We start from the raw sequence: 25,726 nt of genomic DNA on the forward strand, positions 1-25,726 counted from the left end.
GGCATGAACGCCCCGCTTGACACCCCCGCCGGTGACGCGCTGCGACGCGCGCTCGAACACGTTTCCCTCGACGACAAGTACACGCTGGAGCACGGCCGCATCTACATCAGCGGCACCCAGGCACTGGTGCGCCTGCCGATGCTGCAGCAGGAGCGCGACCGCGCCGCCGGGCTGAACACGGCCGGCTTCATCTCCGGCTACCGGGGCTCGCCGCTTGGCGCGCTCGACATCGCGCTGTGGAAAGCCGACGCGCACCTCAAGGCGCACAACATCGTGTTCCAGCCCGGCGTCAATGAAGACCTCGGCGCCACGGCCGTATGGGGCTCGCAACAGGTCAATCTGTATCCCGGCGCGAAGTTCGATGGCGTGTTCGGCATGTGGTACGGCAAGGGACCGGGCGTGGACCGCTGCGGCGACGTGTTCAAGCACGCCAACTCGGCCGGCTCGTCGCGGCATGGCGGCGTGTTGGTGCTGGCGGGTGATGACCATGCTGCCAAGTCCTCGACGCTGGCGCACCAGTCCGAACACATCTTCAAGGCCTGCGGCCTGCCCGTGCTGTATCCGTCGAACGTACAGGAATATCTCGACTACGGCCTGCACGGCTGGGCCATGAGCCGCTACTCGGGGTTGTGGGTGGCGATGAAGTGCGTGACCGACGTGGTCGAATCGTCCGCCTCGGTCGAGCTCGATCCGCACCGCATCGACATTCACCTGCCGGCCGATTTCATCATGCCCGAGGGCGGGCTCAACATCCGCTGGCCCGACCCGCCGCTGGTGCAGGAAGCACGGCTGCTCGATTACAAGTGGTACGCCGCGCTAGCGTATGTGCGCAGCAACCATCTCGACCGCATCATCATCGATTCGCCGCACGCCCGCTTTGGCATCATGACGGCCGGCAAGGCCTATCTCGACGTGCGCCAGGCGCTCACCGACCTGGGGCTGGACGACGCGACCTGCGCGCAGATCGGCATCCGCCTCTACAAGGTGGGCTGCGTGTGGCCGCTCGAGGCGCACGGCGCGCGCGAGTTTGCCGCCGGTCTGCAGGAAATCCTGGTCGTCGAGGAAAAGCGCCAGATCATGGAGTACGCACTCAAGGAGGAGCTGTACAACTGGCGCGACGACGTGCGGCCCAAGGTGTATGGCAAGTTCGATGCCAAGGACAATGCCGGCGGCGAGTGGTCGATCCCGCAGGGCAACTGGCTGCTGCCGGCGCATTACGAGCTCTCGCCAGCCATCATCGCGCGCGCCATCGCCACGCGGCTTGAGCAATTCGACCTGCCGCAGGACGTGCGCGCCCGCATCGCCGCGCGCATCGCGGTGATCGATGCCAAGGAACGTACCATGGCCACGCCGCGCGTGGCACTCGAGCGCAAGCCCTGGTTCTGCTCCGGCTGCCCCCACAATACCTCCACGGTCGTGCCCGAAGGCTCGCGCGCCATGGCTGGCATCGGCTGCCACTACATGACCACCTGGATGGACCGCGACACCTTCACCTTCAGCCAGATGGGCGGCGAAGGCGTGGCATGGGTCGGGCAGGCGCCATTTTCCGGCGACCGGCATGTGTTCGCCAATCTCGGCGACGGCACCTATTTCCATTCGGGCCTGCTGGCGATCCGTGCGGCGATTGCCGCCAGGGTCAATATCACCTACAAGCTGTTGTACAACGACGCCGTCGCCATGACCGGCGGCCAACCCGTGGACGGCACGCTGAGCGTGCCGCAGATCGCGCGCCAGGTCGAAGCCGAAGGGGCGGCACGTATCGTCATCGTCACCGACGAGCCGGAGAAGTACCGGCATGGCAGCGCCCTGCGCCGCGCGCTGCCGGACGGCGTGACGATCCATCACCGCAGCGAGCTCGATGCCGTGCAGAAGATGCTGCGCGAGATTCCCGGCACGACGCTGATGCTCTACGACCAGACCTGCGCCACCGAAAAACGCCGCCGCCGCAAGCGCGGCACGCTGGCCGACATTCCCAAACGGGTATTCATCAATGCCGCCGTGTGCGAAGGCTGCGGCGACTGCTCGGTGAAATCGAACTGCCTGTCGGTCGAGCCGCTCGAAACGGACCTCGGCACCAAGCGGCAGATCAACCAGTCGTCATGCAACAAGGATTACTCGTGCCTCAACGGCTTCTGCCCGAGCTTTGTCACCGCCGAATTTCCGGACGGTGCGCCGCAGCTGAAGAAACCCGTGCAGCGCGACCTTCAAGCCGATAGCCTGCCAGTGCTACCGCATCCGGACCTGCCCGCCATCGATCATCCCTACGGCGTGCTGGTGACCGGCATCGGCGGCACCGGCGTGGTGACCATCGGCGGCCTGCTCGGCATGGCCGCGCACATGGAAGGCAAGGGCGTGACCGTGCTCGACATGGCCGGCCTCGCGCAGAAGGGCGGCGCGGTGCTGTCGCATGTGCAGATCGCGCGGCAGCCGGATGATATCCACGCGACACGCATCGCCATGGGCGAAGCCAACCTGATCATCGGCTGCGATGCCATTGTCTCGGCCACCGACGAAGTCCTCGGCAAGACCCATACGGACGTGACATGCGCCGTCGTCAACAGCGCCGCCACACCGACTGCCGCATTCATCCGCGATCCGCGCTGGCGCTTTCCCGGCCTGTCGGCGGAAGCCGATCTGCGGCAGGCGGTCGGCGCGCACTGCGACTTCATCAATGCCAGCGCGTTCGCGGTCAAGCTGATGGGCGACGCCATCTTCACCAACCCGCTGATGCTCGGCTATGCCTGGCAGAAAGGCTGGCTACCGCTGACCCACGATGCGCTGATGCGTGCCATCGAACTGAATGGCGTGGCGGTCGACAAGAACAAGGCTGCGTTCGAATGGGGCCGCCATCTGGCACACGACTATGCCGGCGTGCACCGGCTGACCGGCGACCTGCCGGCTGAGACGACAGAACAGGTAGTACACCTGCACGGCGATAGCGGGGCCTTGCTCGACAAGCTGATTGCCCGCCGCGAGCAACTGCTCTCCGACTATCAGGACAGGGCCTACGCCGCCCGCTACCGCGCCATGGTCGAACGCGCGCGCGGTGCCGAGCAGCATCGCATTGGCGTGCGCACGCTGCCGCTCACCGAAGCGGTGGCGCGCAACCTGGCCAAGCTGATGGCCTACAAGGACGAGTACGAGGTAGCAAGGCTGTATGCCGACCCGGCCTTCCTCGACCAGCTGCGCAGCCAGTTCGAAGGTGAACCGGGACGCGACTACCAGCTGCGCTTCCATCTGGCCCCTCCACTGTTGCCGGGGCTGGATGCCGACGGACACCCGAAGAAGCGCCGCTTCGGCCCGTGGATGCTGCCGGCCTTCCGGCTGCTGGCGCGCGGCAAGGGCCTGCGCGGCACGCCCTTTGATCCGTTCGGCTACACCGCGGAACGCCGCACCGAGCGTGCACTGGTTGCCGAGTATGAAGCACTGATCGATGAACTGCTGCAGGGGCTCGCGCCGCACAACCACGGCGTGGCGATCGAGCTGGCCAGCCTGCCTGACGAGATCCGTGGCTTCGGACACGTCAAGACGCGTAATCTCGCCGCCGTGCGTACGCGCTGGGCGACGCTGCTCGCGCAGTTCCGCGCGCCGGCGCAGACGCGTGCGGCCTGAGCCGGCATAGAAAAGCTTGCCCGATCGGCTACCTGCCATCGGGCAAGCCTCATCGCAGCCAGTCGCATCCCCAGCATCCTCCAGACCGGCACCACACACAGCATGACGTTTGCCCCGCGGAGCATCGCTCCGTTCAAGCTGGCGGGCGACCGCACCCAACCCGCATCGTCATGCCGGCCGCATGCACACACCGACATATCCATGGCACAGCCCCCCGTACAATAGGCGCTCGTTTCCTCTCCGCCTCGCTTCCTGTCCGATTCACACCGCCTGCATGCTGTCCACATTCTCCGCCGCCACACCACCTGCCCTCCGCCGTGCCACCTGGGCCGCCATGGCGCTGTTCTTCGCCAATGGCGCCACCTTCGCGACGTGGGGCATCCATATCCCGACCATCCGCGAACGCTTTGGACTGAGCGATGCAGCACTGTCGCTGGCGATGTTCGCCGTCGCCGGCGGGGCGATTCTCGTGATGGGCCGGCTCGGGCGGCAGGTGGCGCGGCTTGGCAGCGCGCGGGTATCGATGCTGAGCGGCGTGCTGTTCGCGCTTGCCACCGGCATCATCCTGCTAATGCCGAGCTTTACGGCGCTGCTCGGGCTGCTGGTACTGTTCGGCATCGCCAATGCAGGCTTCGATGTCGCCATGAATGCGCAGGCCGCCACGGTCGAGGCTGCGCATGCGCACCCGATCATGTCGATGCTGCACGGCATGTTCAGCCTTGGCGGCATGGCGGGAGCCGCGCTCGGAGGCTGGGTACTGTCGCTCGGCGTCACGCCGGAAATGCACGTGACCGCGGTCGCCCTGCTCACCGCCGCCACGGCGCTGCTCACGCGCCCGCTGCTGCTGCCGGATGCCATCCCCACCGACACCGCCTCCACCACCGACGGACAGCACCGCCGCATGCTGCTGGTGCTCGGCACCCTGGCCTTTCTCGGCCTGCTCGGCGAAGGCGCGATGTACGACTGGAGCACGATCTATATGCGCGACATCGCCGGCGCGGCGGCAGCCTCGGCGAGCGCGGGCTATGCGGTGTTTTCGGGCGGGATGGCGCTGGCGCGCTTCGGTGGCGACGCCATGCGCAAGCGGCTCGGCGCGCCGCGCCTGCTGACCTGGAGCGCGTGGCTGGCGTTCGTCGGCATGCTGCTCGCGGTGGCGTTACCGCGACCGTGGAGCGCGCTACTCGGCTTCGGTTTGATGGGGGTGGGCGCCGCCAATATGGTACCGGTCTTCTTGGTCACCGCCGCGCGGCTGCCCGGCGTGGCGCCGGCGGAGGCCATCGCCAATGTGGCGCGCTTCGCCTACGTCGGCATGCTGCTCGGGCCAGTCATCATCGGTGCGGTCTCGCACGCCAGCAACCTGCGCGCGGGGCTTGGCGTAATCGCCATCAGCATGGGTGTCATCGCCCTGTGTGGCGCACGCAGTATCCGGCCTGCTCCTGCCGAGTACTGAACCGCCTTCCCATCCGGGTCACAACTCCAAACACGCGTCATGGATCCCCTCTGCTCTGCCAGTACATCCGGGCAGGGGCGGAGACGCGGCGCAGCCGCCAGCACAGTTGCGCGCTCCGGCGTTCAGGCGGCCTGCGCCAGCGCGGGGACACCGCCGTGGAACAACAACGTGTCCATGGCGAGCACACCGTAGGTGACTTCATCGACGATGCGCTCGCACGTTGCCCCTTTGCCTTGCGGCGCTGCGGCCGCCTGCGGACCGACAGCCGCCCCCAGCGCCACATATAGTGGCAGCAAGTGCTCGTCAGTCGGATGCGCGCGCTGCGCCTCTGGCGCGAGCGTGCGGTAGCGTGCCAGCGTACTGAAATCGCCACTGGCCAGCGCCTCGTCGATGGCAGTCAGCATCCATGTACGGAACGCTTCCACATACGGCAACGGCGCCGGACCGTGCTGCGCACGCGTGCCCGAAAACACTTCGTGCAGGTTATGCGTGAAGCTGCCCGAGCCGATAATCAGCACGCCCTCGCCCCGCAGTGGCGCCAGCGCACGGCCGATCTCGATCTGCGTGGCGGGCGGCAGGCAGGGGTTGAGCGCCAGCTGCAGCACCGGCACGTCGGCATCGGGAAACAGGTAGCGCAGCGGCATCCACGCGCCATGGTCGAGCGGCCGGTCTGGATCCTCGGCAACGTACGACGCGCCGTCGATGGCCGCCTCGGACAGCAACGCACGCACGCGCTGCGCCACGACCGGCGCGCCCGGCGCATCGTAGCGCAAGGCGAACAATTGGGGGGCAAAGCCGCCAAAATCGTGCCACGCCTCCTGCCGGACGCGCGTAGTCACGGCCAGGGTGCTGTAGCTCCAGTGCGCGGAAATCACGAGAATCGCGCGCGGCGGCATCTGGCGCAGCCGCGCACCAAGTGCATCTAGCGCCGCGCCGGTGGCGCCGGGGTCGAGCGCCAGCATCGGCGAGCCATGCGAAATGTAGAGCGTAGGTAACAACGACGTGGCCATCGGGGCCTCCTGCAAACGTGCCATCGTGAATGCGCGGATTTTGCGCTTGTCTCCAGTGTGGCAAATGGACGGGCTCACAGGGACACGCTTTGTCGAACACTCCGTTCAAAAGCTTTGTATGAGTAGGCGCGCCATTTGGCCTTACCGGTCCGCTTGCCAGCGTCCCGACCGATGGAAGGCCTCTTGGCAGAGTCGCCTCGCGATTGTGAACAACCGTGACCACGTGCCGATATAGCGTTTGTTTAATTGCGCGCTCAAGCCGCTTCCCTTACCGTGCAGGCCGTATCGTTCACGAACTACGCCATGCCTGATCTAAACTCGCTCTCCTTCTCATCGACGTCCGCCGTCACACAACCGGGCGCGCCTGCCACGCCAGCAGTCAGTCCGGCCACCCTGGTGGCCAGGGATCGCAATCTCGCCAAGCTGATCAGCGACTATGCCAGCCCAGGCACGCGATCCATGCCGGTCGGCACACGGTGGCGTCTTGACGAAGCCCGCAAGGCAGCCGCCTTGCGCGGCATCCATCCCAATTTTGCGCAATACAATGCCCGTTACGCCGACGAGGCATTCGCACGGCTGGAGCACGGCCAGCTCACTGAACAAGAGTTGCTGAGCGAATTCATGCTGCGGCTGGCCCGCGCACGGCTGCCCGCCAAGTATCCGGAAAGCGAGGGCAAGCGCACCCAGTTGGCTCACCAGATGGCGCAAGGCATGTGTCAGCAAGCCCATAACCCCACTCAACGCGTTCCAACCTGTATCACACTCCTGCTCGACGCAGCGTATGGCACGCTCTCTCCGGCCCCGACGGAGAATACAAACGGCGACTCCAAGTGGGCCAAGGCCATCCTCCAGGTCGATACGCTACGGTACTGCCTGCATACCTTCCTGTGCGATCTTGCCACCGGCACGCATGATCTCGGCCGCCTTGAAACCCTGGCGCGACACTGCGCCAGCCAGACCGGCATGAAGCGTCGCTTCTGGTATGCCAAGCTGGCCTTCTTTGCCGCCCACTTTGGTGCCTGGCGCAGCGTCAGATTGCTGCTCGATGCCGGGAAATTGCGCCCGGACAAGCTGGGCGAGGGGTACGATATAGACGAGAGCCGCATTTATGCGCACCTCCATGACCGAAGGCGCGAGCGTCTGATTGAAGAGATGCCACCGGGGACGGGCAACGACCACATCGGCCTTCTGCATCTGGCCGCCGCGCAGGACAAGGTGGACATGTTGCCCTTTCTTGTGGCGCATCTGACCTCGGCGGGTGTGTCGATTGATTACCCGGCTGATGGCAAGTGGAGCGCGCTATTTTACGCTGCGCGACACGGCAATGTGCGTGCCGGTGAATGGTTGATCAGGCATCACGCAAAAATAGATGCGTCCTCCCCAAGCGGAATGACCCCTTTGCATGTCGCAGCCGAGAATTCTCCTGCCTTCGTGCAGCTGCTGATCGACGCCTGTACCCGTGCCCAGGCCGATGTCTCGATGTATGTCAATGCACTCAACAAGAACGAGAGATCTCCACTGGACTTGGCCACACACCCCGAGACTGTCACCCTGCTGTGCCAAGCGGGAATCGACCTCGCCCGGGTCAACGCCGAGCTGCTGTACCATTGGATCGATAAATTCGGGACGTCAAGCATCCATCTCTTGCAGGCACTGCATGATGCGTGCACGGAACCGGATCAGCGTCAACATTTCCTTCGAGTACTGCACAGCCCATTAGAATGGGACGTAGTATCGCTGGTGCACTATCTGCGACGCTCCCCTCCGTATGCGGGGCGCTTCTGTTCAGACGGCGCGGCTTACCTGCGCGCGATGGATGAGACTATCGAAGGTGTCAAGCTGTTCCTGGCCTGGGGGGCCGATCTGCACTACAGCACCCCCAAATGCTGCTCGGCCCACGACTTCGCATCTGGATACGTGCCAGATATGGCCCTGGTAACCCTCTCACCATCTGTAGTGATCAATAATGCGCCAGCGTTTCAGCGTGCCATCAACACCCGTATCAACACCCTGCGGCAACTCCTGGGATGGCCTGCCGTCGAGACAGCACCGGCCACGCAAACTGGCAAACGCAAGCGGATAGCCGGGGAATGACGGAAGCATCAGGCATCCAGGACATGCGCACCGTCCGTTATGTCCGGCGTAGGCCGTCACAACTGTCAACAACTGTCGCCCGGCTGCCCATTTAGCGGTTGTTTAATGGCCCACCCAAGCGGCCTGCCGTACTGTGCAAACTGTGTGTCATCCGCGAGCCAGATCATGCCTGACAAAATCGCTCCCCTAGCCTTCCCTCCCGCAGCGCGTTCAGCTGCGCGCGAACACGGCACCTCTCAACCGGGCCCGCCTGCCACGCCAACAGTCAGCCCTGCCACCCTGGTGGTCAGGGATCGCAATCTCGCCAGGCTGATCAGCGACTATGCCAGCCCAGGCACGCGATCCATGCCTGTCGGCACACGATGGTGCCTTGACACGGCCCGCAAGGCCGCGATCTGGCGCGGCATCCACCCGAATTTCACGAAGCACCATGCAGCCTACGCCGATCAGGCGCTCGCACGGCTGGAGCACGGCCAGCTCACTGAACAAGAGTTGCTGAGCGAATTCATGCTGCGGCTGGCCCGCGCACGGCTACCCGCCAAGTATCCGGAAAGTGAAGGCAAACGCGCCCAGTTGACACAACAGATGACCGAGGGCATGCGCAAGTACTTCAATGGCGTCGGTCCATATATTGACCCTTTATTCCGTATCACCCTCCTGCTCGACGCAGCGTATGGCACGCTCTCTCCGGCCCCGACGGAGAATACAAGCGGCGATCCCGCATGGGCCCAGGCCATCCTCCAGGCGGATACGCTACGGTACTGCCTGCATACCTTCCTGTGCGATCTTGCCACCGGCACGCATGATCTCGGCCGCCTGGAAACCCTGGCGCGACACTGCGCCAGCCAGACCGGCAGGGGGCGTCGCTTCTGGTATGCCAAGCTGGCCTTCTTCGCCGCCCACTTTGGCGCCTGGCGCAGCGTCAGGCTGCTGCTCGATGCCGGGAAATTGCGCCCGGACAAGCTGGGCGAGCGGTACGATATAGATGAGAGCCGCATTTATGCGCGCCTCCGTGGCCGAACCCGCGAGTGTCTGATTGAAGAGATGCCACCGGGGAAGGGCGAGGACCACATCGGCCTTCTGCACCTGGCCGCCGCACAGGACGAGGTGGACATGTTGCCCTTTCTTGTGGCGCATCTGACCTCGGCGGGTATGTCGATTGATTACGGGAATGATGAAGCGGAGACCGCACTGTGCCATGCCTTGTGGCACGGCAAGGCACGTGCGGCCACATGGCTGGTCGAGAATAACGCAGACATTAACGCATGCGACATCCGCGGCAACCCGGCACTCCATCTTGCCGCGATGACTTCGCCTGATATGGTGCGGGTGATGCTCGCGGCCAAGGCCGATGTCCATGCGCTCGATCTCGACCAGCAATCGGCGCTGGCGGTGACCACGCATCCGGAAAGCGTGACCCTGCTGTGCGAGGCCGGCGCAGACTGGGCCAATCCCGATGTCGACGCTTGCGATCCGGGCACCAATCAGCTTTTCCGGTGGATCAACCACCCGGAAGGACCTCGTGTGGACCTCGTCGCCGCGGTACATGAGACCTGCACAACGCCCGAACAGCACGCCCGCTTCCTGACCCTCCTGAACCCGCCGCCCGGCGGCAAGGACGCCCCCCTGCTGAGCTACCTGCGGCGGAGTCCGGTACGCGGGTGGAATAGACCTGACAGCCGCGCGTTCCTGCAGGCGCTGGATGAGACTATCGCCACAGTCAGGGCGTTTCGGGCCTGGGGTGCCGACCCGCACTGGCGCAACGGCAACGGCCCCTCTGCCGTCGACCTCGCACACGGGTTCCAGGACCGCGTGAGAGAGATCTACTGGCACCGCGCCGCGAGGGGCATCCCGGCCCCGCTCGAAGCGCGCATTGACGCGCTCATAAATGCGCTCGAAGGAATCGAGATGGACATCGATGCGCCTGCCCACTCGGGCAAGCGTAAGCGAACCGACACGGAATGACGGGCGGTGCAGGACGTGCGACAACATCATCCCCATGCTGCGCGCCCGATATCACCGGCCGGCGTTCAGCGGCCAACGCGACTGTTCTGTATCATGCAATCTCAGGCGGAAATCTGAAGCCGATCCCGGATCGAACCTTCGGACTCCGCTCCCATTGCCTCTGTTGTCCGCATGCCGTCCCCCGCTCCTCACACACCCGCTTCGCACAATCCTCAACGCTTCCCCACCTGGCTGCTGGTCTGCAGCGCACTGATCGCCATCGGTCCCCTGTCCATCGACATGTACCTGCCGGCCTTTCCGGCCATGGGCGCGGCGCTCGGCGTCACGCCCGGCCAGATTGAACTGACCCTCGGCGCCTTTCTGATCGGGCTGGCAGCCGGGCAGGCATTCTACGGGCCGATCAGCGACCGCTTCGGGCGCAAGCCGCCACTGTATTTCGGGTTGACGCTGTATGGCCTGGCCTCGCTTGGCTGCGCGCTGGCGCCGACGGTGGAATGGCTGATGATGTTTCGCACCCTGCAGGCGCTCGGCGGCTGCGTGGGCATGGTGATCTCGCGCGCGGTGGTACGCGATCGGCTCGACGGCCCCGACGCGGCCCGCGCCTTTTCCACGCAGATGCTGGTGATGGGCATGGCGCCGATCCTCGCCCCGCTGCTCGGCAGCGCAATCCTCACGGTGGCCGACTGGCATGCCATTTTCTTCATCCTGACCGGGCTGAGCATAGTGCTGCTGCTGGCCGTGCACTACGGGCTGGACGAAACCGTCGACACCGCCAAGGCACCGCGCCTGCATCTGATGCGCGTGCTGCGCAGCTATGGCGAACTGCTGCGCTCGCCGCAGTTCGTCGGCTATTCGCTGTGCGCCGGCTGTGTGCAGGCCGGCATGTTCGCCTACATTGCCGGTTCGCCGTTTGTGCTCATCAAGCTGTATGACATTCCACCGCACTGGTTCAGCGTGGTGTTCGGCCTCAATGCCTTCGGCCTGATCGCCATGTCGCAGGTCAACAGCGTATTGATGCGTCGCCACACGCCGGAGGCGGTGCTGCGCATCGTCACGCGCGTGCCGGTGCTGTTCAGCGTCACCGTGGCGCTGATCGCGGCCGCCGGCCACCTCTCGCTGCCAGTGCTGCTGCTGGGCTTTTTCGGCTATCTGGCGTCGCTCGGCTGCATCATGCCAAATGCTTCCGCGCTGGCGCTGAGCCGGCAGGGTCACCGGGCCGGCACGGCCTCGGCACTGATGGGCACGCTGCAGTTCAGCCTCGGCACGCTGGCCGGCATCGCCATCGGGTTGTTGTCGGGCAAGAGCGCCCTGCCGCTGGTCGGCATCATGGCCACCTGCAGCGTGGCATCGTTCCTGATGGGGATGATCGGCCGGCGCGCCACGCGCTGAGCGCTGCGGCGCAGCACAGGCGCACTGAACCAAAGTGCGCCCGAGACCGCAAGAGACCGGTACACTGCCGCCATGCCGGTGGAATTGTTCTCGACTCCTCTGATTGCTACCATTCTCGGCGTGCTGCACATCGTCGGTATTTTCGCGGCGGTGCATGCCGTGATGACGGTGCGGACCTCGCAGGGCGCCATTGCCTGGGCCCTGTCGCTGGTCATGATGCCATGGCTGACGCTGCTGCCGTACGCCGTGCTGGGCAGCGCTTACTTCACCGGCTACACCAATCCCCAACGCTTTCGCAACGAGGTGGCGCGCCTGCAGGCACGCGGCATCGATCCAGTCTGGGCGCAGCGGCACCCCGAATACATCGCGGAGTATCCCGAAGACAGCGGCCTGCAAGCGCTGACGCGCCTGACCGACACGCCTCTGCTGCGCGGCAATCACGTGCGCCTGCTGATCAATGGCGAGGTCACGTACGAGGCGTTGCTGGCGGCTATCCGCCAGGCCCGGCAAGCGATCCTCGTGCAGTTCTTCGCGATTGCCGACGATGCGGCGGGGCGGGCCCTGCACGATGCACTCGCGGAACGGGCACGCGCCGGGGTGACGGTGCAGTTCCTGTATGACGGCATTGGCTGCCACGCCTTGCCGGAAGCCTACATCGCCACACTCGCCGAGGCCGGGGCACAGGTCCGCAAATTCGCCACGCGGCGCCTCGCGAACCGCTTCCAGATCAATTTCCGCAATCACCGCAAGCTACTGGTGGTGGATGGCGAGGTTGGCTTCGTCGGCGGGCACAATATCGGCACGATGTACCTCGGCGAGCGCGCCCCGCTCTCACCGTGGCGCGACACGCATATCGAGCTGCGCGGGCCGGTGCTCGGCACCCTGCAGCTGGTGTTCGCGGAGGACTGGTTCTGGGCCACGCGCCAGTTGCCGCACATGCTGGCGCCCGCTACCCGCGACGGCACGATGCTGTGCCAGGCGCTGCCGAGCGGGCCGGCGGATGCACGGGAAACCGGCTCGCTGTTTTTTGTCACCGCGATCAATGCGGCGCGCAGCCGCGTGTGGCTCGCCTCGCCCTACTTCGTGCCGGACGAGGCGGTGATGAGCGCGCTGGAGCTGGCAGTGATGCGCGGCGTGGATGTGCGCGTGCTGATTCCCACGCGGCCCGATCACCATGTAGTGTTCCACGCATCGACCCTGTTTGCGCACGATGCGGTGCAGGCCGGCGTGCGCATGTTCCGGTACGAACCGGGCTTCATGCACCAGAAGGTGGTGTTGATCGATGACCGCGCCGCAGCCATTGGTAGCGCCAATCTGGACAATCGCTCGTTCCGGCTCAACTTCGAACTGATGGTGATGACGCTCGATGCGGGGTTCGCGGCAGAGGTCGAGACGATGCTGGTCGCCGATTTCGCGTGCGCGCGCGAGGTCGGGCTGGACGAATATCGCAACACGCCCTACTGGCGGCGCGCCCTGATGCATATCGCGCACCTGTTCGCGCCGATCCTGTGAGGCATGGCTCCGGCATCGTTCGCGGTGGTTCCAGCGGGGCACATGAACGCGGTTCACTCAGGTACGGCATACACACGACGCCGCATCATTTTGCGCGTGTTGTCAAAGCAACATGCGACAATGCGCGTCGTCAGGCGGACATGCCACGGGCTGTTCGCGCATCCTTGATTGCGGGGCCTGCGCTCCACGGGAGTACACATGCTGAATGAAATTGGCCGGTTTCTGGTGGATCTGCTGCTCACGCTGTTCGGCGCGGCCCTGCTGCTGCGCGCCTGGAGCCAGGCGGTGCGCCTGCCGCCGGGCAATCCGCTGTCGCGCGCGCTGTTCCAGATCACCGACTGGCTGGTGCTGCCGCTGCGCAAGATCATCCCGGGCGCGGGCGGCATCGACTGGGCCAGCCTCGTCGGCGCATGGCTGGCGGCGCTCTGCTATCTTGGCATGGTGCTACTGCTGGCAGGCACCAGCCCGGCGCTGCTGATCCCGACGGGCCTGCTCACGGCGCTGCTGGTGGTCCTGAAGTGGGCCGTCAGCCTGGTGATGTGGATGACGCTGCTGATGGCGCTGCTGTCGTGGATCAACCCGCACAGCCCGGTGATGGGTTTTCTGCAGGCCTTGCTGGCACCGCTGCTCAATCCACTGCGCAAGTTCATCCCGCTGGTCGGCGGACTTGACCTGTCGCCGCTAGCGCTATTCATCTTCGCGCAAATCGGCCTGATCATCATCACGCGCTCGGGCGGCATGCTGTTTGGGCTCTGAACACGCACGCCACGCCATCTCGCTACGGACGACGACACTATGCCACGCCCCGAACACCACCGCATCAACCATGTCGGCTGGCTGCGCGCCGCCGTGCTCGGCGCCAACGACGGCATCATCTCCACCGCCAGCCTGGTAGTGGGTATCGCGGCGACCGGGGCGACGCGTTCCGCGGTGCTGGTAGCGGGCGTGGCCGCGCTGGTGGCCGGCGCAATGTCAATGGCGGCGGGGGAATATGTCTCGGTCCGTTCCCAGGCCGACACCGAGGCCGCGGATCTATTGCTGGAATTGCAGGCCATCAAGCACAACCGCCCGGCCGAACTCGATGAACTGGCGGAAATCTACGTGGCACGCGGGCTGCAACCCGAACTGGCGCACGAAGTAGCACGCCAGCTGATGGCGCACGATGCGCTCGGTGCGCATGCGCGCGACGAGCTGGGCATCACGGATCAACTTGCAGCACGCCCGGTGCAGGCTGCGTTCGCGTCGGCCGCTACCTTCTCGGCCGGCGCGCTGGTGCCGCTGCTGATCGCTTTGCTGGCGCCACCCACCTATACCGGCACTGCAGTCACCGCTGGTGCGTTGCTTTCCCTGACCGGACTCGGCGCATTGGCTGCCCGGGTCGGCGGTGCGCCGGTCGTCAGCGGCGCCGTGCGGGTCACGCTGTGGGGCGCTGGAGCCATGGGCCTCACGGCGCTGGTCGGGCGGCTCTTCGGCGCGACGATTTGAGCTGCCGCCAACGCGCTGTACCGCGCTAGATCACGCCCTTGGCCGCCAGCGCCTCGATCTGCGCCGGCGTCAAACCAACTTCCTCCAGCACGGCGCGCGTATCGCCACCAAGATGCGGCGCGACCTGGCGGATCGCGCCCGGCGTCGCCGACAGCTTGGGCACGATACCCGGCAGATCGACCTCCCAGCCATCGCGCGTGGTCACACGCTGCACCATGTCGCGCGCCCGGTACTGCGGATCTTCAGCAATGTCGCGCGCGGTGTAGATGCGCCCGCCCGGTACGCGTGCGGCCTGCAGGCCGGCCACCACCTCGGCCACCGGACGCGTCGCGGTCCATGCGCCGATGGCGGCATCGATCTCGGCCACGCGCGCGACGCGGCCGTCGTTGTGCGCCAGCGCCGGGTCCTGCCCGAGGTCATCGCGGCCGATCAGCGTCATCAGGCGCTTGAAGATGCTGTCGCCATTGCCGCCGACCACCACCCAGCCATCGCGGCAGGCGTAGGCATTGGACGGTGCGATGCCCGGCAACGCCCCGCCCGACGGCTCGCGCACGGTACCGAACGCACTGTACTCGGGCAGCAGGCTTTCCATGCAGTTGAACACCGACTCGTATAGCGCGACATCCACGACCTGGCCCTGCCCGCCGTTCACCTTGCGGTGATAGAGCGCCATCATCACGCCAATCACGCCATGCAGCGCGGCGAGCGTATCGCCGATCGACACGCCGGTGCGCACCGGCACGCGGCCGGGTTCGCCGGTGAGATAGCGCAGGCCGCCCATGGCTTCCGCAACCACGGCAAACCCGGGCTGGTCGCGATACGGTCCGTCCTGCCCGAAACCCGAGACGCGCACCATCACAAGGCCCGGATTGATGGCCGAGAGCGTGTCCCAACCCAGCCCCCACTCCTCGAGCGTGCCGGGGCGGAAATTCTCGATCAGCACATCGGCATCCGCCACGAGCAGGCGCAGCACCTCCTGCCCTTCCGGCTGGCGCAGATCGAGCGTCACCGAGCGTTTGTTGCGCGACTGGGCTTGCCACCACACCGAGGTCCCATCCTTGAGCAGCCGCCACTTGCGCAGCGGATCGCCCAGGCCCGGCGGCTCGATCTTGATGACATCGGCGCCAAAATCGCCGAGCACCTTGCCGCAGAATGGTCCGGCGATCAGTTGCCCGAGTTCGAGGACCTTGATGCCGGCCAGGGCCTGGGGGCCGGGCGTGGAAGCAAAAGAAGAAGCTGGGGTGTCAGTCATGGTGAAATGTCCGTGCGCAACGATCTGCGCGACACTGTACCAGCAAGCCGGCGGGCGCGGCCTCCCCGCTAGCGCAGGCGCGTGCGCATGTCGTCAAACACCGGCACGGCTGCCATGAAGATCAGCAATGCGGCCAGCGGCAGGGTCATGATGAAACCGATGTGCTTGAACCCCAGCGCGCCCGCAACCCCGCCGCCGAAGAACAGCCCGACCAGCAGGAGCAGCAGGCGGAGCTTCTCGCGATCGGCCCTGACATGCGGTGTCGTGTGCCGATGCCGGTTCCAGTAGAACAGCTTGCCGAGTTCGATGCCGATATCGGTGACCATGCCCGTGACGTGCGTGGTGCGGATCTCCGCGTGGGACAGCTTGGTGATGATGGCGTTCTGCAGACCCATGATGAAGCACAGCAGCATCACGGTCGCCGGCACGAACAGCCAGCCATAGCGCCCCAGGTTGCCGCCGAGCAGCCCGAACAGGATCAGCATGCCGGCCTCGAGCATCAACGGAAAGGCAAACTCGCTCTGCAGGTCACGCCGCCGCCCCCAGTTCACCAGCACGGCACAGGTGGCAGCGCCCGAGATGAAGCACAGCAGCGCCCCCAGGCCCGCGAGAAACAGCACCGCCTGCCCGAGCGCCAGCGCATCGGCCATGGAGGACACGATGCCCGTCATGTGGGAGGTGTATTGCTGGACCGCGAGGAATCCGCCAGCATTGATCGCGCCGGCAATGAACGCCAGATAGCAGGCCAGTTGGCGATTGGCCTTGCGCGTCCGCTCGCGGCCGGTCAGGCGCCGCAGATAGGGTATCGGCATGGGGCAGTCACAAAAGCAGTCACGGAAACGAGAACAATGGATACGGATGAGTGTAACCGGCCTGAGCCCGCAGGGCCAAGGCCGTGCCGCGTGCCGAGCTTCATCCGGCGCGGCGTGCGTCCGCGCCGTGCATGCGGATGGTCTACGCTGATCAGATGGTGGGATGCCCCCGAGAACCAGACGACATGACCCTCTCTTCCAGCGACCGGCACACGGCCGACATGCCGGCACACGCGGCACTGCCCAGGCTGGCGGCGCCGTTGCTCGACGAAGCGATATGCTGCGCCGGGCGTGTCGCTGCCGCTGGCGAGCCGGATGGTGGCCCGAATGGCGCCGTGGACGGAAACGCAGACAGCCATGCGGACAGCAACGCGAACGGCGACCCCGAACTGATCCATCGCTATCGCGTCAGCCTGCGGCAACTGCGCTGCCTGTTGTGGGCCTATGCGCCATTGCTGCCGGCAGGGATGGCCCATGCCTGGCGTACGCGCCTCGGCACGCTGGCGGATCTCGCGGGGCCTGCCCGCGAATGGGCGGTGCTGGCCACGGAACTGGCACCGCACTTCTTGCCTGAGGATCCGGCCAGGGCGCAGCCGCTTCTGCGCGCACTCGAACAGCAGGTGGCGCGGGAGACCGCTGCGTGCCGGCGCGCCATGCGTGATGCGGCGCCGGCAGCCGTCCTGTCATCGCTGCGCGCAACGCTCGCCGACTGGAGCGCCGTGCAAGATCGCTCGCCGCCACTCGACGCCTTCGCCCGGCAGCGCCTGCGCGATGCGTACCGGATCCTGCGCCAGCGCGCCGCTCGAGCCGCTGCCGACGCGGATGCCGAAGCGGTGGCCAAAGCGGCGGCCAAAGCGGATACCGGGACTCGCACCTTGCACCGGACGCGCATCGCGATCAAGCGCGTGCACTACCTTACCGTGCTGTTCGCGCCGGCGCTTGCCAGGCCTGCGGCACGGCGGGTAAAGTCGCTCAGGCGACTGCAACTTCACCTCGGCCGGGCGAACGATACGGCAGTCGCCCTTATGGTGCTGCATCCGGCGATGCCCCGCCTGTGCGGCCGCCATCTGCGCAGGCTGGTCCGTGGCCGCCTGTTATGCCTCAACAGCCGCTACGAAGCGCAAGCCCGGCGGGCGCTGGCGCGCGCACGAAAACGCTTGAAGCCGTAGCCCGAACCTATAAGCACGCCTCTGTCGATGGACATCTTTCCCTGGAATATCGTAGTCGCCCTCGGCATCGGGTTGCTGATCGGCGTCGAACGCGAGCGCAGCGATGCGGAGCAGCACACCGTCGCATTTGCCGGCATCCGCACGTTCGCCCTGACCGCCCTGCTGGGCGCCCTGGCGTTCAGCCTGGGCAGCACGGCGCTGCTGGTCGCCGTCGCGCTGGCGGTTGCCGCGCTGGTGGCGCTCTCGTATCACCGCTCCAGCGCCACTGATCTCGGTGGAACGACCGAGATCGCCATGCTGGTGACCTTGCTATGCGGCGCGATGGCGGTCGAGAAGCCCGCCCTGGCCGCCGGAACAGGCACGGTGGTCGCGGTGCTGCTGCATATCAAGCCGGTGCTGCATCAGACGGTCCGCACCACCATGACCCGCAACGAGCTGACCGATGGCCTGCTGCTGGCGGCGGCGGCACTGGTTGTGTGGCCGCTGCTGCCCGACAGGCAGATGGGGCCATACGACGCGTGGAATCCACACCTGCTGTGGCTGGTGGTGCTGCTGTTCATGGCGATGAGTGCCGCCGGGCATCTTGCCGTCCGCCTGCTGGGCCAGCGTTACGGCCTGCCGGTGGCGGGCCTGTTCGGCGGCTTCGTGACCAGTACCGGCACCATTGCCAGCCTTGCCGGCCAAGGCGCGCAGCCACACTGGCGTCACGCGGCCATCGCCGGCGCGCTGCTGTCGACCGTGGCCACGTACCTGCAGATGATGTTCCTGCTGGGCATTGCCAGTCCGCAGTTGCTGAAGGTCGCCGCCGCGCCGCTGGGCGGGGGGCTGCTGGTGATCGCGCTATTCGGCGGCTTCCACACCTGGCGCTCGGTGCGCCACGCGGCGGCAGACCATCCCGACGACCCGCCGGGCCGCATGTTCGACTGGCGCATCGGGCTTACCTTCGCACTGATCGTCTCGGTGCTGCAGGTGATCACCCTCGCCGTCAACCAGTGGTTCGGCCAGCAGGGGGTGACAGCGGCCGCCCTGCTCGGCGGATTTGCGGACGCGCATGCCACGGCGGTGTCCATTGGCTCCATGACCGCGGCCGGCAAGATGGCGGCAACGGATGGACTGATCCCGGTGCTGGCCGCCCTGACCAGCAATGCCGCCAGCAAGATCGTGGTTGCCATGGCGGGCGGCCGCCGGTTCGCGTGGCCGGTGGCGATTGGCATCGTGCTGTCGACGGCGGCGTCCTGGGCCATGCTCTGGCTGGCCGTGCCATGAGGGTGCGGATTCTCCCGCGCGCCTGACGGCGCACCAGGAATTCAAGTGCGCATTCAGGCGTACATGCTGGCGCGCATGGCCGCGTTGCCTACACAGTCTCCTGGCGCACCATGAGATCGGCACAGGCGTCGGCCACGATCTCGAACGAGCGCATGCGCGCGGCATGGTCGTAGATCTGCGCCGTCAGCATCAGCTCGTCCGCCTGCGTCTGGGCGATGAAGGCAGCCAACCCCTGCCGCACCGTCTCCGGGGCGCCGGCCACGCTGCAGGCCAGCGCGCGCTCGACATTGAGCCGCTCGGCCGGCGACCAGATGGCATCCATATCGTCGACCGGCGGCGGCAACTGTCCCGGCGTGCCGCGCCGCAGGTTGAGGAACTGCTGCTGCAACGACGTGGCAAGACGCCGCCCCTCGTCATCCGTATCGGCGGCAAAGACGCTCGCCGCGACCATCACGTGCGGTTTGTCGAGCGTCTCGGACGGACGGAAATTGGCACGGTACAGGCTGATGGCGGTCATCAGCTGATCGGGCGCGAAATGCGAGGCGAAGGCAAACGGCAAGCCCATCATCGCCGCGAGCTGCGCGCCGAACAGGCTCGAGCCGAGCAGCCACAGCGGCACTTCCAGCCCGTCACCGGGAATCGCGCGAATCGCCTGCCCCGGCCGGGATGGCCGGAAGTACTGCTGCAGCTCCGCCACATCTTCCGGAAAGCGATCGCTGGCATGCAAAATATCGCGCCGCAGCGCACGTGCCGTGGTCTGGTCGGTCCCCGGCGCGCGGCCCAGGCCAAGATCGATGCGCCCCGGGTAGAGCGAAGCCAGCGTGCCGAACTGCTCGGCGATGACGAGCGGCGAATGGTTTGGCAGCATGATGCCGCCCGCGCCCACACGGATGGTGCGCGTGCCGCCGGCGACATGGCCGATCACCACGGCCGTGGCGGCACTGGCGATGCCCGGCATGTTGTGGTGCTCGGCCAGCCAGTAGCGCCGGTAGCCAAGCCGCTCCGCCAGCCGGGCCAGCTCGAGCGTGTTGCGAAATGCGGTGGCGGCGTCGCTGCCTTGCGTGATGGGGGAAAGGTCGAGGACCGAAAACGGAATCATGAATCGTCTGCACGTCGGTGAGGGGAGCGCGGACATCTTCACATACTTTGAAAAGGTCTGTCGGCCGAGGGGGATTGCCCTGCGGCGCGGACTGCTCGGGCGCGCGGCCTCACTGCCAGCCATGGGGGGCAGTGGAGACTGTCGGTAAAGGCGATGAAAGCTGGGCCGGTCAACCAGCCCAGGGATCAATCACCTCGATGCCACAGTCGCTGAAATCCCGGACGTTACGTGTGGCCAGGCTCGCACCATGAGACCGGGTGATCGCTGCAATCATGGCATCGAACTGGCTGATCGGCCGCCCTGCCGACCGGCGCGCTGCGGCGATTTCGGCATAGGCAGCCGCAGCATCGCCCTCGAAACTCAGGATCTGCCCGGCGAAGTCCAGTGCAAAGACGGCTTCCACAGCATCCAGTAGCGCCGCCCTGCGCTGGCCCGCTGGCAACACGCGCACCCCATAGAGGATTTCTGCTTGTGTGACCGTTGTCGTAAACAGTGCCAGCCGCGGCTGGGCCTCCAGCCATGCGATCACGCGCGCCTCAGGTGCCGGCTGCAGGATTTCCGAGAGAACGTTCGTATCCAGGACAATCACGCGCCAAACTCCGGCGGCGTGCGCATCGCCTCACGCGCGGGCAATTCCAGCTCGACGCCTCCCAGCGGCGCGACTCGTGCGCGGATGGTCTTCACCAGCGACGCACCGCGTACCGGCTCGGCAGACAACGCCGCCCGCAGGATGGCACGCGCCTCATCTTCCATCGAACGTCCATGCACGGCTGCCTGGACACGCAGACGTGCCTTGATCTGGTCATCGATATTGCGGATCGTCATTGTTGCCATCTTCACCTCGTTCGCCATTCCATTAATCATTGACTGCATTTTAGTCATTGATTAACAGCAGGGCAAGGCTCACGCTCCCCCCATGGTCCGGAAAGAAATGCATACGCCACTTTCCCTCGATCAGGTGCTCGTGGGGGATCTCACTGGCCAGCGGCTTGCTATCATGCGCGCATGCACGCCCCCTTCCAGATTCCCCTCCACGAAGTCGAGATCACCGCCATCCGGGCGCAGGGGGCGGGCGGGCAGAACGTGAACAAGGTGTCGAGCGCCGTGCACCTGCGCTACGACATCCGCGCGTCGTCGTTGCCGGACGATCACAAGCAGCGGCTGCTGGCGCTGCATGACCACCGCATCACACGCGAGGGCGTGATCGTCATCAAGGCGCAGGCGCACCGCAGCCAGGAGCTGAACCGGGCAGAAGCGCTGCAGCGCCTGCACGCGCTGGTGGAAAGCGTGGCCCGGCCGCCGCGCGTGCGCCGGCCCACGCGCCCGACGCTGGCGTCGCGGACGCGGCGGCTCGAAGCAAAGAACCTGCGCGGCTCGATCAAGGCCCTGCGCGGCAAGGTGGTGGACTGACGGCTGGAGAGAAGGCAGGCGGGTGCACCCGCCTGTTGGCGGCCGCGCTGCCATGCACTATGCTGAAATTCCTCTTCCCGTCACAAGGAGTCGCCATGCGTCATGTCATGACCCGCGCAGTGTCCTGGTCGGTCGTAGCGGTATTGCTGGGAGCCAGTGGTCTGGCCCTGGCGCACAACTGCCCGAACGAGATGAAGGCCATCGATGCCAAGCTGGCCACCAACCCGACCTTGTCGGCTGACAATGCCGCCAAGGTGAAAAAACTGCGCGCCGATGGCGAAGCCCAGCACAAGGCCGGCAATCACGACGCCTCGATGAAGGCACTGGGCGAGGCGAAGAAGCTGCTCGGCATCTGAGCGACTGCTGCGTCAAAAATGGCATGGGCCGCCTTGCAGGAAAACCTGCGAGGCGGCCCATTGTTTTCTGGAGCATCGATCACGGCCTGCAGCGTTGCGGCTGCAGCCCATGCCGGCTTAACACGATGAGACGGGGCCGGGGGCCCCAAGCGACTTCAGAGGATCAAGGTGCCCACTGCTCGCGCGGTTTCTCGCAATTGATCATCCATGGAATTCCAAAGCGGTCGACCACCATGCCGAAGCGCTGCGCCCAGAAGGTTTCGGCCAGCGGCATCTGTACCGTGCCGCCTTCCGCCAGGGCATTGAACACGCGCTCGGCTTCCTCGGGCGCCTCGATGCCCAGCGTCACATTCATGCCCTTCGGCTGTTCGTAGTTGCTGGGCGCGTCCGAGGCCATCAGCACGCAATCGCCGATGCGCAGTTGCGCATGCGCGATCAGGTCGCGCATCTCGGGCGGAGCTTGATCGGCCATCGGCGTGCCGCTGAACGGCAGCATCATGACGATATCGGTTTTCAGGACCTTGGCGTAGAACGCAAACGCCTCTTTGCAATTGCCGTTGAAATTCAGATACGGGTTCACCTGCATCATGCTCTCCTTGAACAAGGGCCGCCAGCATGCATGGCTCTGCCGTGCCGTGTGCCAGCGCACACTGCCGCGACCGGCAGTCAAGTCCCGGTATCGGCCTGCAGCAGAGTCTCCAGGCAATGCTCACGGATTCCGTAGAACGCTTTCACTTCCTCGATCTGTGCCAGCACCGGCGCGGCATCGTGCGGCCGGGCGCGGCGCACCGCAAGAATCATCTTGTTCTTGCTGGTGTGCTCGAGCGACACGAACTCGAACACCTGGGCATCATACCCCTGCGCTTCCAGCAGCAATACACGCAAACTGTCGGTAATCATCTCGGCTTCCTGCCCGAGATGGACGCCATGCCGCAGCACAGCCTGAATTGGGTGGGGTGACAACAGCTGCGGGCGAATTTCCTTGTGGCAGCACGGCGCGCACATGATGATTTCGGCCCCGGCGCGAATCCCCATATGAATCGCAAAATCGGTCGCCACGTCGCAGGCATGCAGGGCGATCATGACGTCGATCGGCTGCGGCGCGAACTGCCGCACATCCCCCTGGCGGAACGTCAGGCCCGGATGCTCGAGCCGCGCGGCAGCAGCATTGCACAGGCTGGTCAGCGCCTCGCGCAGCTCGACGCCCATGACCTGGGCGGAACGGCCGAGCCCGGCGCTCAGGTAGTCGTGCACGGCGAATGTAAGGTAGCCCTTGCCCGAGCCGAAGTCCACGACGCGCACCTCGGTCGCATCGCGCAGGCGCGACGCCATCAGCGCCCGGTCGAAGATCTCGATGAACTTGTTGATCTGCTTCCACTTGCGCGACATCGCCGGCACCAGCTGATGGTCCGCCGTGGTCACGCCGAGATCGACGAGGAACGGACGGTCGAGCGTCAGCATGCGGTGCTTGGCGCGGTTGTGCGCGGCATGGGCCGGCGCGCCATCCGCTACCAGTAGCGTACCCTCTTCCTCCGGACCAGCCTGATCGGCAGCAAGCGCCGCCGTTGCGGTCAGGCGGCCCACGCGCAGTGTGCTCTTGCCCTTCTTGCCATAGGCCAGCTGCAGCTCGGCCGTGCGGGTCTGCAAGTGGAGATTGCGGAACGTGGCGCCGGCCAGCATCCGCACCGCCGCGATGGCCTCGGCAACCGGCAGATTCTTGGTGATGTCGCGCGTCGTATAGCGGTACACGAACGACAGGTGCGGCGCGCCACGCAGCATGACTGCCCGCACCAGCACCCGCTCCAGCCCTTCCTCGTCTCCGACATGGCGCCCGAGCACCAGCTTGACGAAGCTGCCGTCGCCCACACTGGCCGACAGCCTGGTGAAAAAGCGCGCAGGCGCGTCACCGGTTTCGGCAGGGGCCACGGGGTATGCAGCAGAAGAGGAAGAAGCGAACTGAACCACGAAAATCCTTTGGTCGAACAATGCCACGCGAACATGGCAAGCGCGGGAAAAAGATAGGTGAAGCGGCATCAGCATATCCTGCCCACCGTCCTTCCCGGCAACAAATGTGCACGATAAACCTCACGCCATGACATTTTGACGCATGCGGTGCGCCGAGCCGCATGGTACCGCGTCCGCAGCCGGTGCGCGCTGTTCCGACATTCGGTAAACTGTCAGGCTTTCGTCCATCCGCCGGGCCCGCTCGCGTGAAACTCCTGACCCGCCTTTTCGCCCCTGTCGCCTCGCTGGCCGCACGCCGCCATGCCGAGATGCTGCGCATCATGCTGGGGGCAATGCTCGGGCTGCTGATCACGGGGTTGACCACGCACTGGATGTTCGGGCCCTCGCATACGCCGCTGCTGCTGGCGCCGATCGGCGCGTCGGCGGTGCTGCTGTTCGGCCTGCCCGCAAGCCCGCTGGCGCAACCGTGGTCGATCCTTGGCGGCAATCTGTTCGCCGGCCTGATCGGCGTGTTCGTGCACAGCCTGTGGCCGGCCGATCCGCTGCTGGCCGCACCGGTCGCGCTAATGGCGACGCTGTGCGTGACCACCCTGCTGCGCTGCGTGCACCCGCCGTCGGGCGCGGTGGCGGTCAGCGTAATTCTCGGCGGTCCGGAGATCCACCAGCTCGGTTACTGGTTCATCGTCAATCCGCTGATGATCAACTCGGCGCTGCTGCTGATCACCGCGGTGGTCTACAACAACCTGACCGGCCATCGTTACCCGGCCGCCGCGCGGCCGCAGCATGTGAATGTGCACGACACGCGCGACCCGGTACCGACCGATCGCGCCGGCTACCTGCCGGAAGACCTGGAAGCGGCCCTGAATGAGCACGAAGGGATGCTGGCGGTTGGCCCGGAAGAACTGGACCAGCTGCTGCGCCGGGTGGAACAGCACGCGCATGAGCGGCGCTTCGGCCGGCTCACCATGCAAGACATCATGTCGGCCGACCTCGTGCTGGTCAACCGCGACACCACGCTGACCGAGGCGGTGCAGCTGATGGAACGCCATCGCCTGCAATCGCTGCCGGTCATCGAGGCCGACAGCGGCCGCATGGTCGGCGTGGTGGACTACACCAGCGCCAGCCATCGCCTGCACCACAGCACCATGATCAAGCTCGGCCGCCTGTCGCTGCGGCATCCGCTGCGCGCCGCCAACACGGTCGGCCCGCTGGCGCGCGGCCACGACGAGCAGACCGTGCCGCGCACCCTGCCGGTCGAAGCGCTGGTGCCGATGCTGGCCGACGAGGGCCACCATGCGGCCTACGTGATCGACGACAAGGCGCGGCTGTGCGGCATCGTCACGCAGTCCGACCTGATCGGCGCGCTGTATCGTGGCCGCCTCGTGGCGCCCGCCGACGAGCCGCAGGCAGCCTGAGGCATGCCTCGGGCACGCACGCCCCACGCCGGTCCATAGCGGGCACAGCGCGTGCCCGCTGGCTGGCACTCAGACCAGCACGTACACCTTGCGCACCGTCGTGTGGACATCCCACACGCCTTCGGTGTTCGGCGAGAAGAACAGCGTATCGCCGCCCTGGATGTTCAGCACTTCGCCTTCGTCCGAGGTGAAGGTGCATTCGCCGGACAGGAAATGCATGAATTCGCCGTGCGGATTGTTGCGGCGAAAACGGCCGGGCGAGCACTCCCACACACCGGTCTGCACATCGTCGCGGCCGACGATCGCCTTGGTGAGGCCGCGCAGCGTGCACGGCGGATCGCTGAGGGGAATGTCCACCGTGCCGCGGTCTTCGAGCGCGTCGGAAGGAATGGCTGCAGCGCCTTTGAGGTTTTCGATTGCCATGGGGAAACTCCGTCTATTGGATGAGGGATTGCGCACCCGCTG

21 protein-coding genes and 1 pseudogene are annotated in these 25,726 nt (G+C 66.0%); 13 read left to right on the plus strand and 9 right to left on the minus strand.

Going from position 1 to position 25,726, the window contains the following annotated elements:
- Positions 1–3: 3 nt before the first annotated feature.
- Both ACQ3C8_RS13940 and ACQ3C8_RS13945 read left to right on the plus strand, forming a co-directional pair.
- Positions 4–3,612, plus strand: a complete 3,609-nt coding sequence (locus ACQ3C8_RS13940) for an indolepyruvate ferredoxin oxidoreductase family protein (RefSeq protein WP_428851865.1) — start codon at positions 4–6, stop codon at positions 3,610–3,612.
- Between the two features lie 274 nt (positions 3,613–3,886).
- Entirely contained in the window at positions 3,887–5,062 is a 1,176-nt protein-coding gene (locus tag ACQ3C8_RS13945) for an MFS transporter (RefSeq protein WP_428851866.1), read from the plus strand.
- A 122-nt stretch (positions 5,063–5,184) separates the two neighbouring features.
- Here the strand turns inward: ACQ3C8_RS13945 and ACQ3C8_RS13950 are convergent, their stop codons facing one another.
- Positions 5,185–6,072: a dioxygenase family protein gene (locus tag ACQ3C8_RS13950; RefSeq protein WP_428851867.1), complete on the minus strand. Its 888-nt coding sequence runs from the start codon at positions 6,070–6,072 to the stop codon at positions 5,185–5,187.
- 303 nt (positions 6,073–6,375) lie between these two features.
- On the opposite strand from ACQ3C8_RS13950, the gene ACQ3C8_RS13955 reads away from it, so the two are divergent.
- From ACQ3C8_RS13955 to ACQ3C8_RS13980, 6 genes are all read left to right on the plus strand, one after another.
- Positions 6,376–8,166 carry an ankyrin repeat domain-containing protein gene (locus ACQ3C8_RS13955; RefSeq protein ID WP_428851868.1) on the plus strand — a complete coding sequence of 597 codons (1,791 nt, stop codon included), beginning with the start codon at positions 6,376–6,378 and terminating at the stop codon, positions 8,164–8,166.
- 165 nt (positions 8,167–8,331) lie between these two features.
- Complete coding sequence (locus ACQ3C8_RS13960; RefSeq protein ID WP_428851869.1) at positions 8,332–10,131, plus strand: ankyrin repeat domain-containing protein; 1,800 nt, start codon at positions 8,332–8,334, stop codon at positions 10,129–10,131.
- A 171-nt stretch (positions 10,132–10,302) separates the two neighbouring features.
- Positions 10,303–11,520 (plus strand): multidrug effflux MFS transporter, encoded by a 1,218-nt coding sequence (locus tag ACQ3C8_RS13965; protein WP_428851870.1) that lies wholly within the window; start codon positions 10,303–10,305, stop codon positions 11,518–11,520.
- A gap of 72 nt (positions 11,521–11,592) precedes the next feature.
- Positions 11,593–13,032 (plus strand): cardiolipin synthase, encoded by a 1,440-nt coding sequence (gene cls, locus ACQ3C8_RS13970; RefSeq protein WP_009522906.1) that lies wholly within the window; start codon positions 11,593–11,595, stop codon positions 13,030–13,032.
- Positions 13,033–13,230: 198 nt separating this feature from the next.
- Positions 13,231–13,788, plus strand: coding sequence for a YggT family protein (locus tag ACQ3C8_RS13975; RefSeq protein WP_428851871.1), 558 nt, complete (start codon positions 13,231–13,233; stop codon positions 13,786–13,788).
- Between the two features lie 39 nt (positions 13,789–13,827).
- The gene (locus ACQ3C8_RS13980) at positions 13,828–14,517 is read left to right on the plus strand and encodes a VIT1/CCC1 transporter family protein (RefSeq protein WP_428851872.1); all 690 of its coding nucleotides are present in this window, start codon (positions 13,828–13,830) and stop codon (positions 14,515–14,517) included.
- Between the two features lie 25 nt (positions 14,518–14,542).
- Here the strand turns inward: ACQ3C8_RS13980 and ACQ3C8_RS13985 are convergent, their stop codons facing one another.
- Both ACQ3C8_RS13985 and ACQ3C8_RS13990 read right to left on the minus strand, forming a co-directional pair.
- Positions 14,543–15,769 (minus strand): CaiB/BaiF CoA transferase family protein, encoded by a 1,227-nt coding sequence (locus ACQ3C8_RS13985; protein ID WP_428851873.1) that lies wholly within the window; start codon positions 15,767–15,769, stop codon positions 14,543–14,545.
- Positions 15,770–15,843: 74 nt separating this feature from the next.
- Positions 15,844–16,581 (minus strand): annotated as a pseudogene (locus tag ACQ3C8_RS13990) (YoaK family protein); the annotation flags it as partial.
- Between the two features lie 137 nt (positions 16,582–16,718).
- Here ACQ3C8_RS13990 and ACQ3C8_RS13995 point away from each other — a divergent pair.
- Both ACQ3C8_RS13995 and ACQ3C8_RS14000 read left to right on the plus strand, forming a co-directional pair.
- Positions 16,719–17,750 (plus strand): CHAD domain-containing protein, encoded by a 1,032-nt coding sequence (locus tag ACQ3C8_RS13995; protein WP_428851874.1) that lies wholly within the window; start codon positions 16,719–16,721, stop codon positions 17,748–17,750.
- 27 nt (positions 17,751–17,777) lie between these two features.
- Positions 17,778–19,016 carry an MgtC/SapB family protein gene (locus ACQ3C8_RS14000; protein WP_428851875.1) on the plus strand — a complete coding sequence of 413 codons (1,239 nt, stop codon included), beginning with the start codon at positions 17,778–17,780 and terminating at the stop codon, positions 19,014–19,016.
- An 88-nt stretch (positions 19,017–19,104) separates the two neighbouring features.
- Here the strand turns inward: ACQ3C8_RS14000 and ACQ3C8_RS14005 are convergent, their stop codons facing one another.
- From ACQ3C8_RS14005 to ACQ3C8_RS14015, 3 genes are all read right to left on the minus strand, one after another.
- The gene (locus ACQ3C8_RS14005; protein ID WP_428851876.1) at positions 19,105–20,115 is read right to left on the minus strand and encodes an LLM class flavin-dependent oxidoreductase; all 1,011 of its coding nucleotides are present in this window, start codon (positions 20,113–20,115) and stop codon (positions 19,105–19,107) included.
- 169 nt (positions 20,116–20,284) lie between these two features.
- Positions 20,285–20,704 (minus strand): type II toxin-antitoxin system VapC family toxin, encoded by a 420-nt coding sequence (locus ACQ3C8_RS14010; RefSeq protein WP_428851877.1) that lies wholly within the window; start codon positions 20,702–20,704, stop codon positions 20,285–20,287.
- Positions 20,701–20,949, minus strand: a complete 249-nt coding sequence (locus ACQ3C8_RS14015; RefSeq protein WP_428851878.1) for a FitA-like ribbon-helix-helix domain-containing protein — start codon at positions 20,947–20,949, stop codon at positions 20,701–20,703. Before ACQ3C8_RS14015 ends, ACQ3C8_RS14010 begins: the two co-directional genes overlap by 4 nt.
- Before the next feature lie 171 nt (positions 20,950–21,120).
- Here ACQ3C8_RS14015 and arfB point away from each other — a divergent pair, with 171 nt between their 5' ends.
- Both arfB and ACQ3C8_RS14025 read left to right on the plus strand, forming a co-directional pair.
- Positions 21,121–21,525: an alternative ribosome rescue aminoacyl-tRNA hydrolase ArfB gene (gene arfB, locus ACQ3C8_RS14020; protein WP_009522896.1), complete on the plus strand. Its 405-nt coding sequence runs from the start codon at positions 21,121–21,123 to the stop codon at positions 21,523–21,525.
- A gap of 95 nt (positions 21,526–21,620) precedes the next feature.
- The gene (locus ACQ3C8_RS14025) at positions 21,621–21,881 is read left to right on the plus strand and encodes a hypothetical protein (RefSeq protein WP_009522895.1); all 261 of its coding nucleotides are present in this window, start codon (positions 21,621–21,623) and stop codon (positions 21,879–21,881) included.
- Positions 21,882–22,044: 163 nt separating this feature from the next.
- On the opposite strand, the gene ACQ3C8_RS14030 is transcribed toward ACQ3C8_RS14025, so the two are convergent.
- The gene (locus ACQ3C8_RS14030; RefSeq protein ID WP_428851879.1) at positions 22,045–22,470 is read right to left on the minus strand and encodes a VOC family protein; all 426 of its coding nucleotides are present in this window, start codon (positions 22,468–22,470) and stop codon (positions 22,045–22,047) included.
- Between the two features lie 77 nt (positions 22,471–22,547).
- The gene (locus ACQ3C8_RS14035; RefSeq protein WP_428851880.1) at positions 22,548–23,807 is read right to left on the minus strand and encodes a class I SAM-dependent methyltransferase; all 1,260 of its coding nucleotides are present in this window, start codon (positions 23,805–23,807) and stop codon (positions 22,548–22,550) included.
- A 284-nt stretch (positions 23,808–24,091) separates the two neighbouring features.
- Between ACQ3C8_RS14035 and ACQ3C8_RS14040 the strand changes: the two genes are divergently transcribed.
- Positions 24,092–25,261: an HPP family protein gene (locus tag ACQ3C8_RS14040; protein ID WP_428851881.1), complete on the plus strand. Its 1,170-nt coding sequence runs from the start codon at positions 24,092–24,094 to the stop codon at positions 25,259–25,261.
- Between the two features lie 69 nt (positions 25,262–25,330).
- On the opposite strand, the gene ACQ3C8_RS14045 is transcribed toward ACQ3C8_RS14040, so the two are convergent.
- Positions 25,331–25,684 (minus strand): cupin domain-containing protein, encoded by a 354-nt coding sequence (locus ACQ3C8_RS14045; protein WP_009522891.1) that lies wholly within the window; start codon positions 25,682–25,684, stop codon positions 25,331–25,333.
- Positions 25,685–25,726 lie beyond the last annotated feature (42 nt).

The organism is Imbroritus primus (assembly GCF_964332355.1).
GTDB classification, from domain to species: domain Bacteria; phylum Pseudomonadota; class Gammaproteobacteria; order Burkholderiales; family Burkholderiaceae; genus Imbroritus; species Imbroritus primus.

Bases quoted from the DNA above. Each gene is read 5' to 3' on its own strand.
- ACQ3C8_RS13965 (WP_428851870.1), top strand. From the start codon at position 10,303: ATGCCGTCCCCCGCTCCTCACACACCCGCTTCGCACAATCCTCAACGC.
- ACQ3C8_RS13945 (WP_428851866.1), top strand. From the start codon at position 3,887: ATGCTGTCCACATTCTCCGCCGCCACACCACCTGCCCTCCGCCGTGCC.
- ACQ3C8_RS13960 (WP_428851869.1), top strand. From the start codon at position 8,332: ATGCCTGACAAAATCGCTCCCCTAGCCTTCCCTCCCGCAGCGCGTTCA.
- ACQ3C8_RS14000 (WP_428851875.1), top strand. From the start codon at position 17,778: ATGGACATCTTTCCCTGGAATATCGTAGTCGCCCTCGGCATCGGGTTG.
- ACQ3C8_RS14030 (WP_428851879.1), bottom strand. From the start codon at position 22,470: ATGATGCAGGTGAACCCGTATCTGAATTTCAACGGCAATTGCAAAGAG.
- cls (WP_009522906.1), top strand. From the start codon at position 11,593: ATGCCGGTGGAATTGTTCTCGACTCCTCTGATTGCTACCATTCTCGGC.
- ACQ3C8_RS13955 (WP_428851868.1), top strand. From the start codon at position 6,376: ATGCCTGATCTAAACTCGCTCTCCTTCTCATCGACGTCCGCCGTCACA.
- ACQ3C8_RS14045 (WP_009522891.1), bottom strand. From the start codon at position 25,684: ATGGCAATCGAAAACCTCAAAGGCGCTGCAGCCATTCCTTCCGACGCG.
- ACQ3C8_RS13980 (WP_428851872.1), top strand. From the start codon at position 13,828: ATGCCACGCCCCGAACACCACCGCATCAACCATGTCGGCTGGCTGCGC.
- ACQ3C8_RS13940 (WP_428851865.1), top strand. From the start codon at position 4: ATGAACGCCCCGCTTGACACCCCCGCCGGTGACGCGCTGCGACGCGCG.
- ACQ3C8_RS14005 (WP_428851876.1), bottom strand. From the start codon at position 20,115: ATGATTCCGTTTTCGGTCCTCGACCTTTCCCCCATCACGCAAGGCAGC.
- arfB (WP_009522896.1), top strand. From the start codon at position 21,121: ATGCACGCCCCCTTCCAGATTCCCCTCCACGAAGTCGAGATCACCGCC.
- ACQ3C8_RS14025 (WP_009522895.1), top strand. From the start codon at position 21,621: ATGCGTCATGTCATGACCCGCGCAGTGTCCTGGTCGGTCGTAGCGGTA.
- ACQ3C8_RS13975 (WP_428851871.1), top strand. From the start codon at position 13,231: ATGCTGAATGAAATTGGCCGGTTTCTGGTGGATCTGCTGCTCACGCTG.
- ACQ3C8_RS13995 (WP_428851874.1), top strand. From the start codon at position 16,719: ATGGTCTACGCTGATCAGATGGTGGGATGCCCCCGAGAACCAGACGAC.
- ACQ3C8_RS13950 (WP_428851867.1), bottom strand. From the start codon at position 6,072: ATGGCCACGTCGTTGTTACCTACGCTCTACATTTCGCATGGCTCGCCG.
- ACQ3C8_RS14015 (WP_428851878.1), bottom strand. From the start codon at position 20,949: ATGGCAACAATGACGATCCGCAATATCGATGACCAGATCAAGGCACGT.
- ACQ3C8_RS13985 (WP_428851873.1), bottom strand. From the start codon at position 15,769: ATGACTGACACCCCAGCTTCTTCTTTTGCTTCCACGCCCGGCCCCCAG.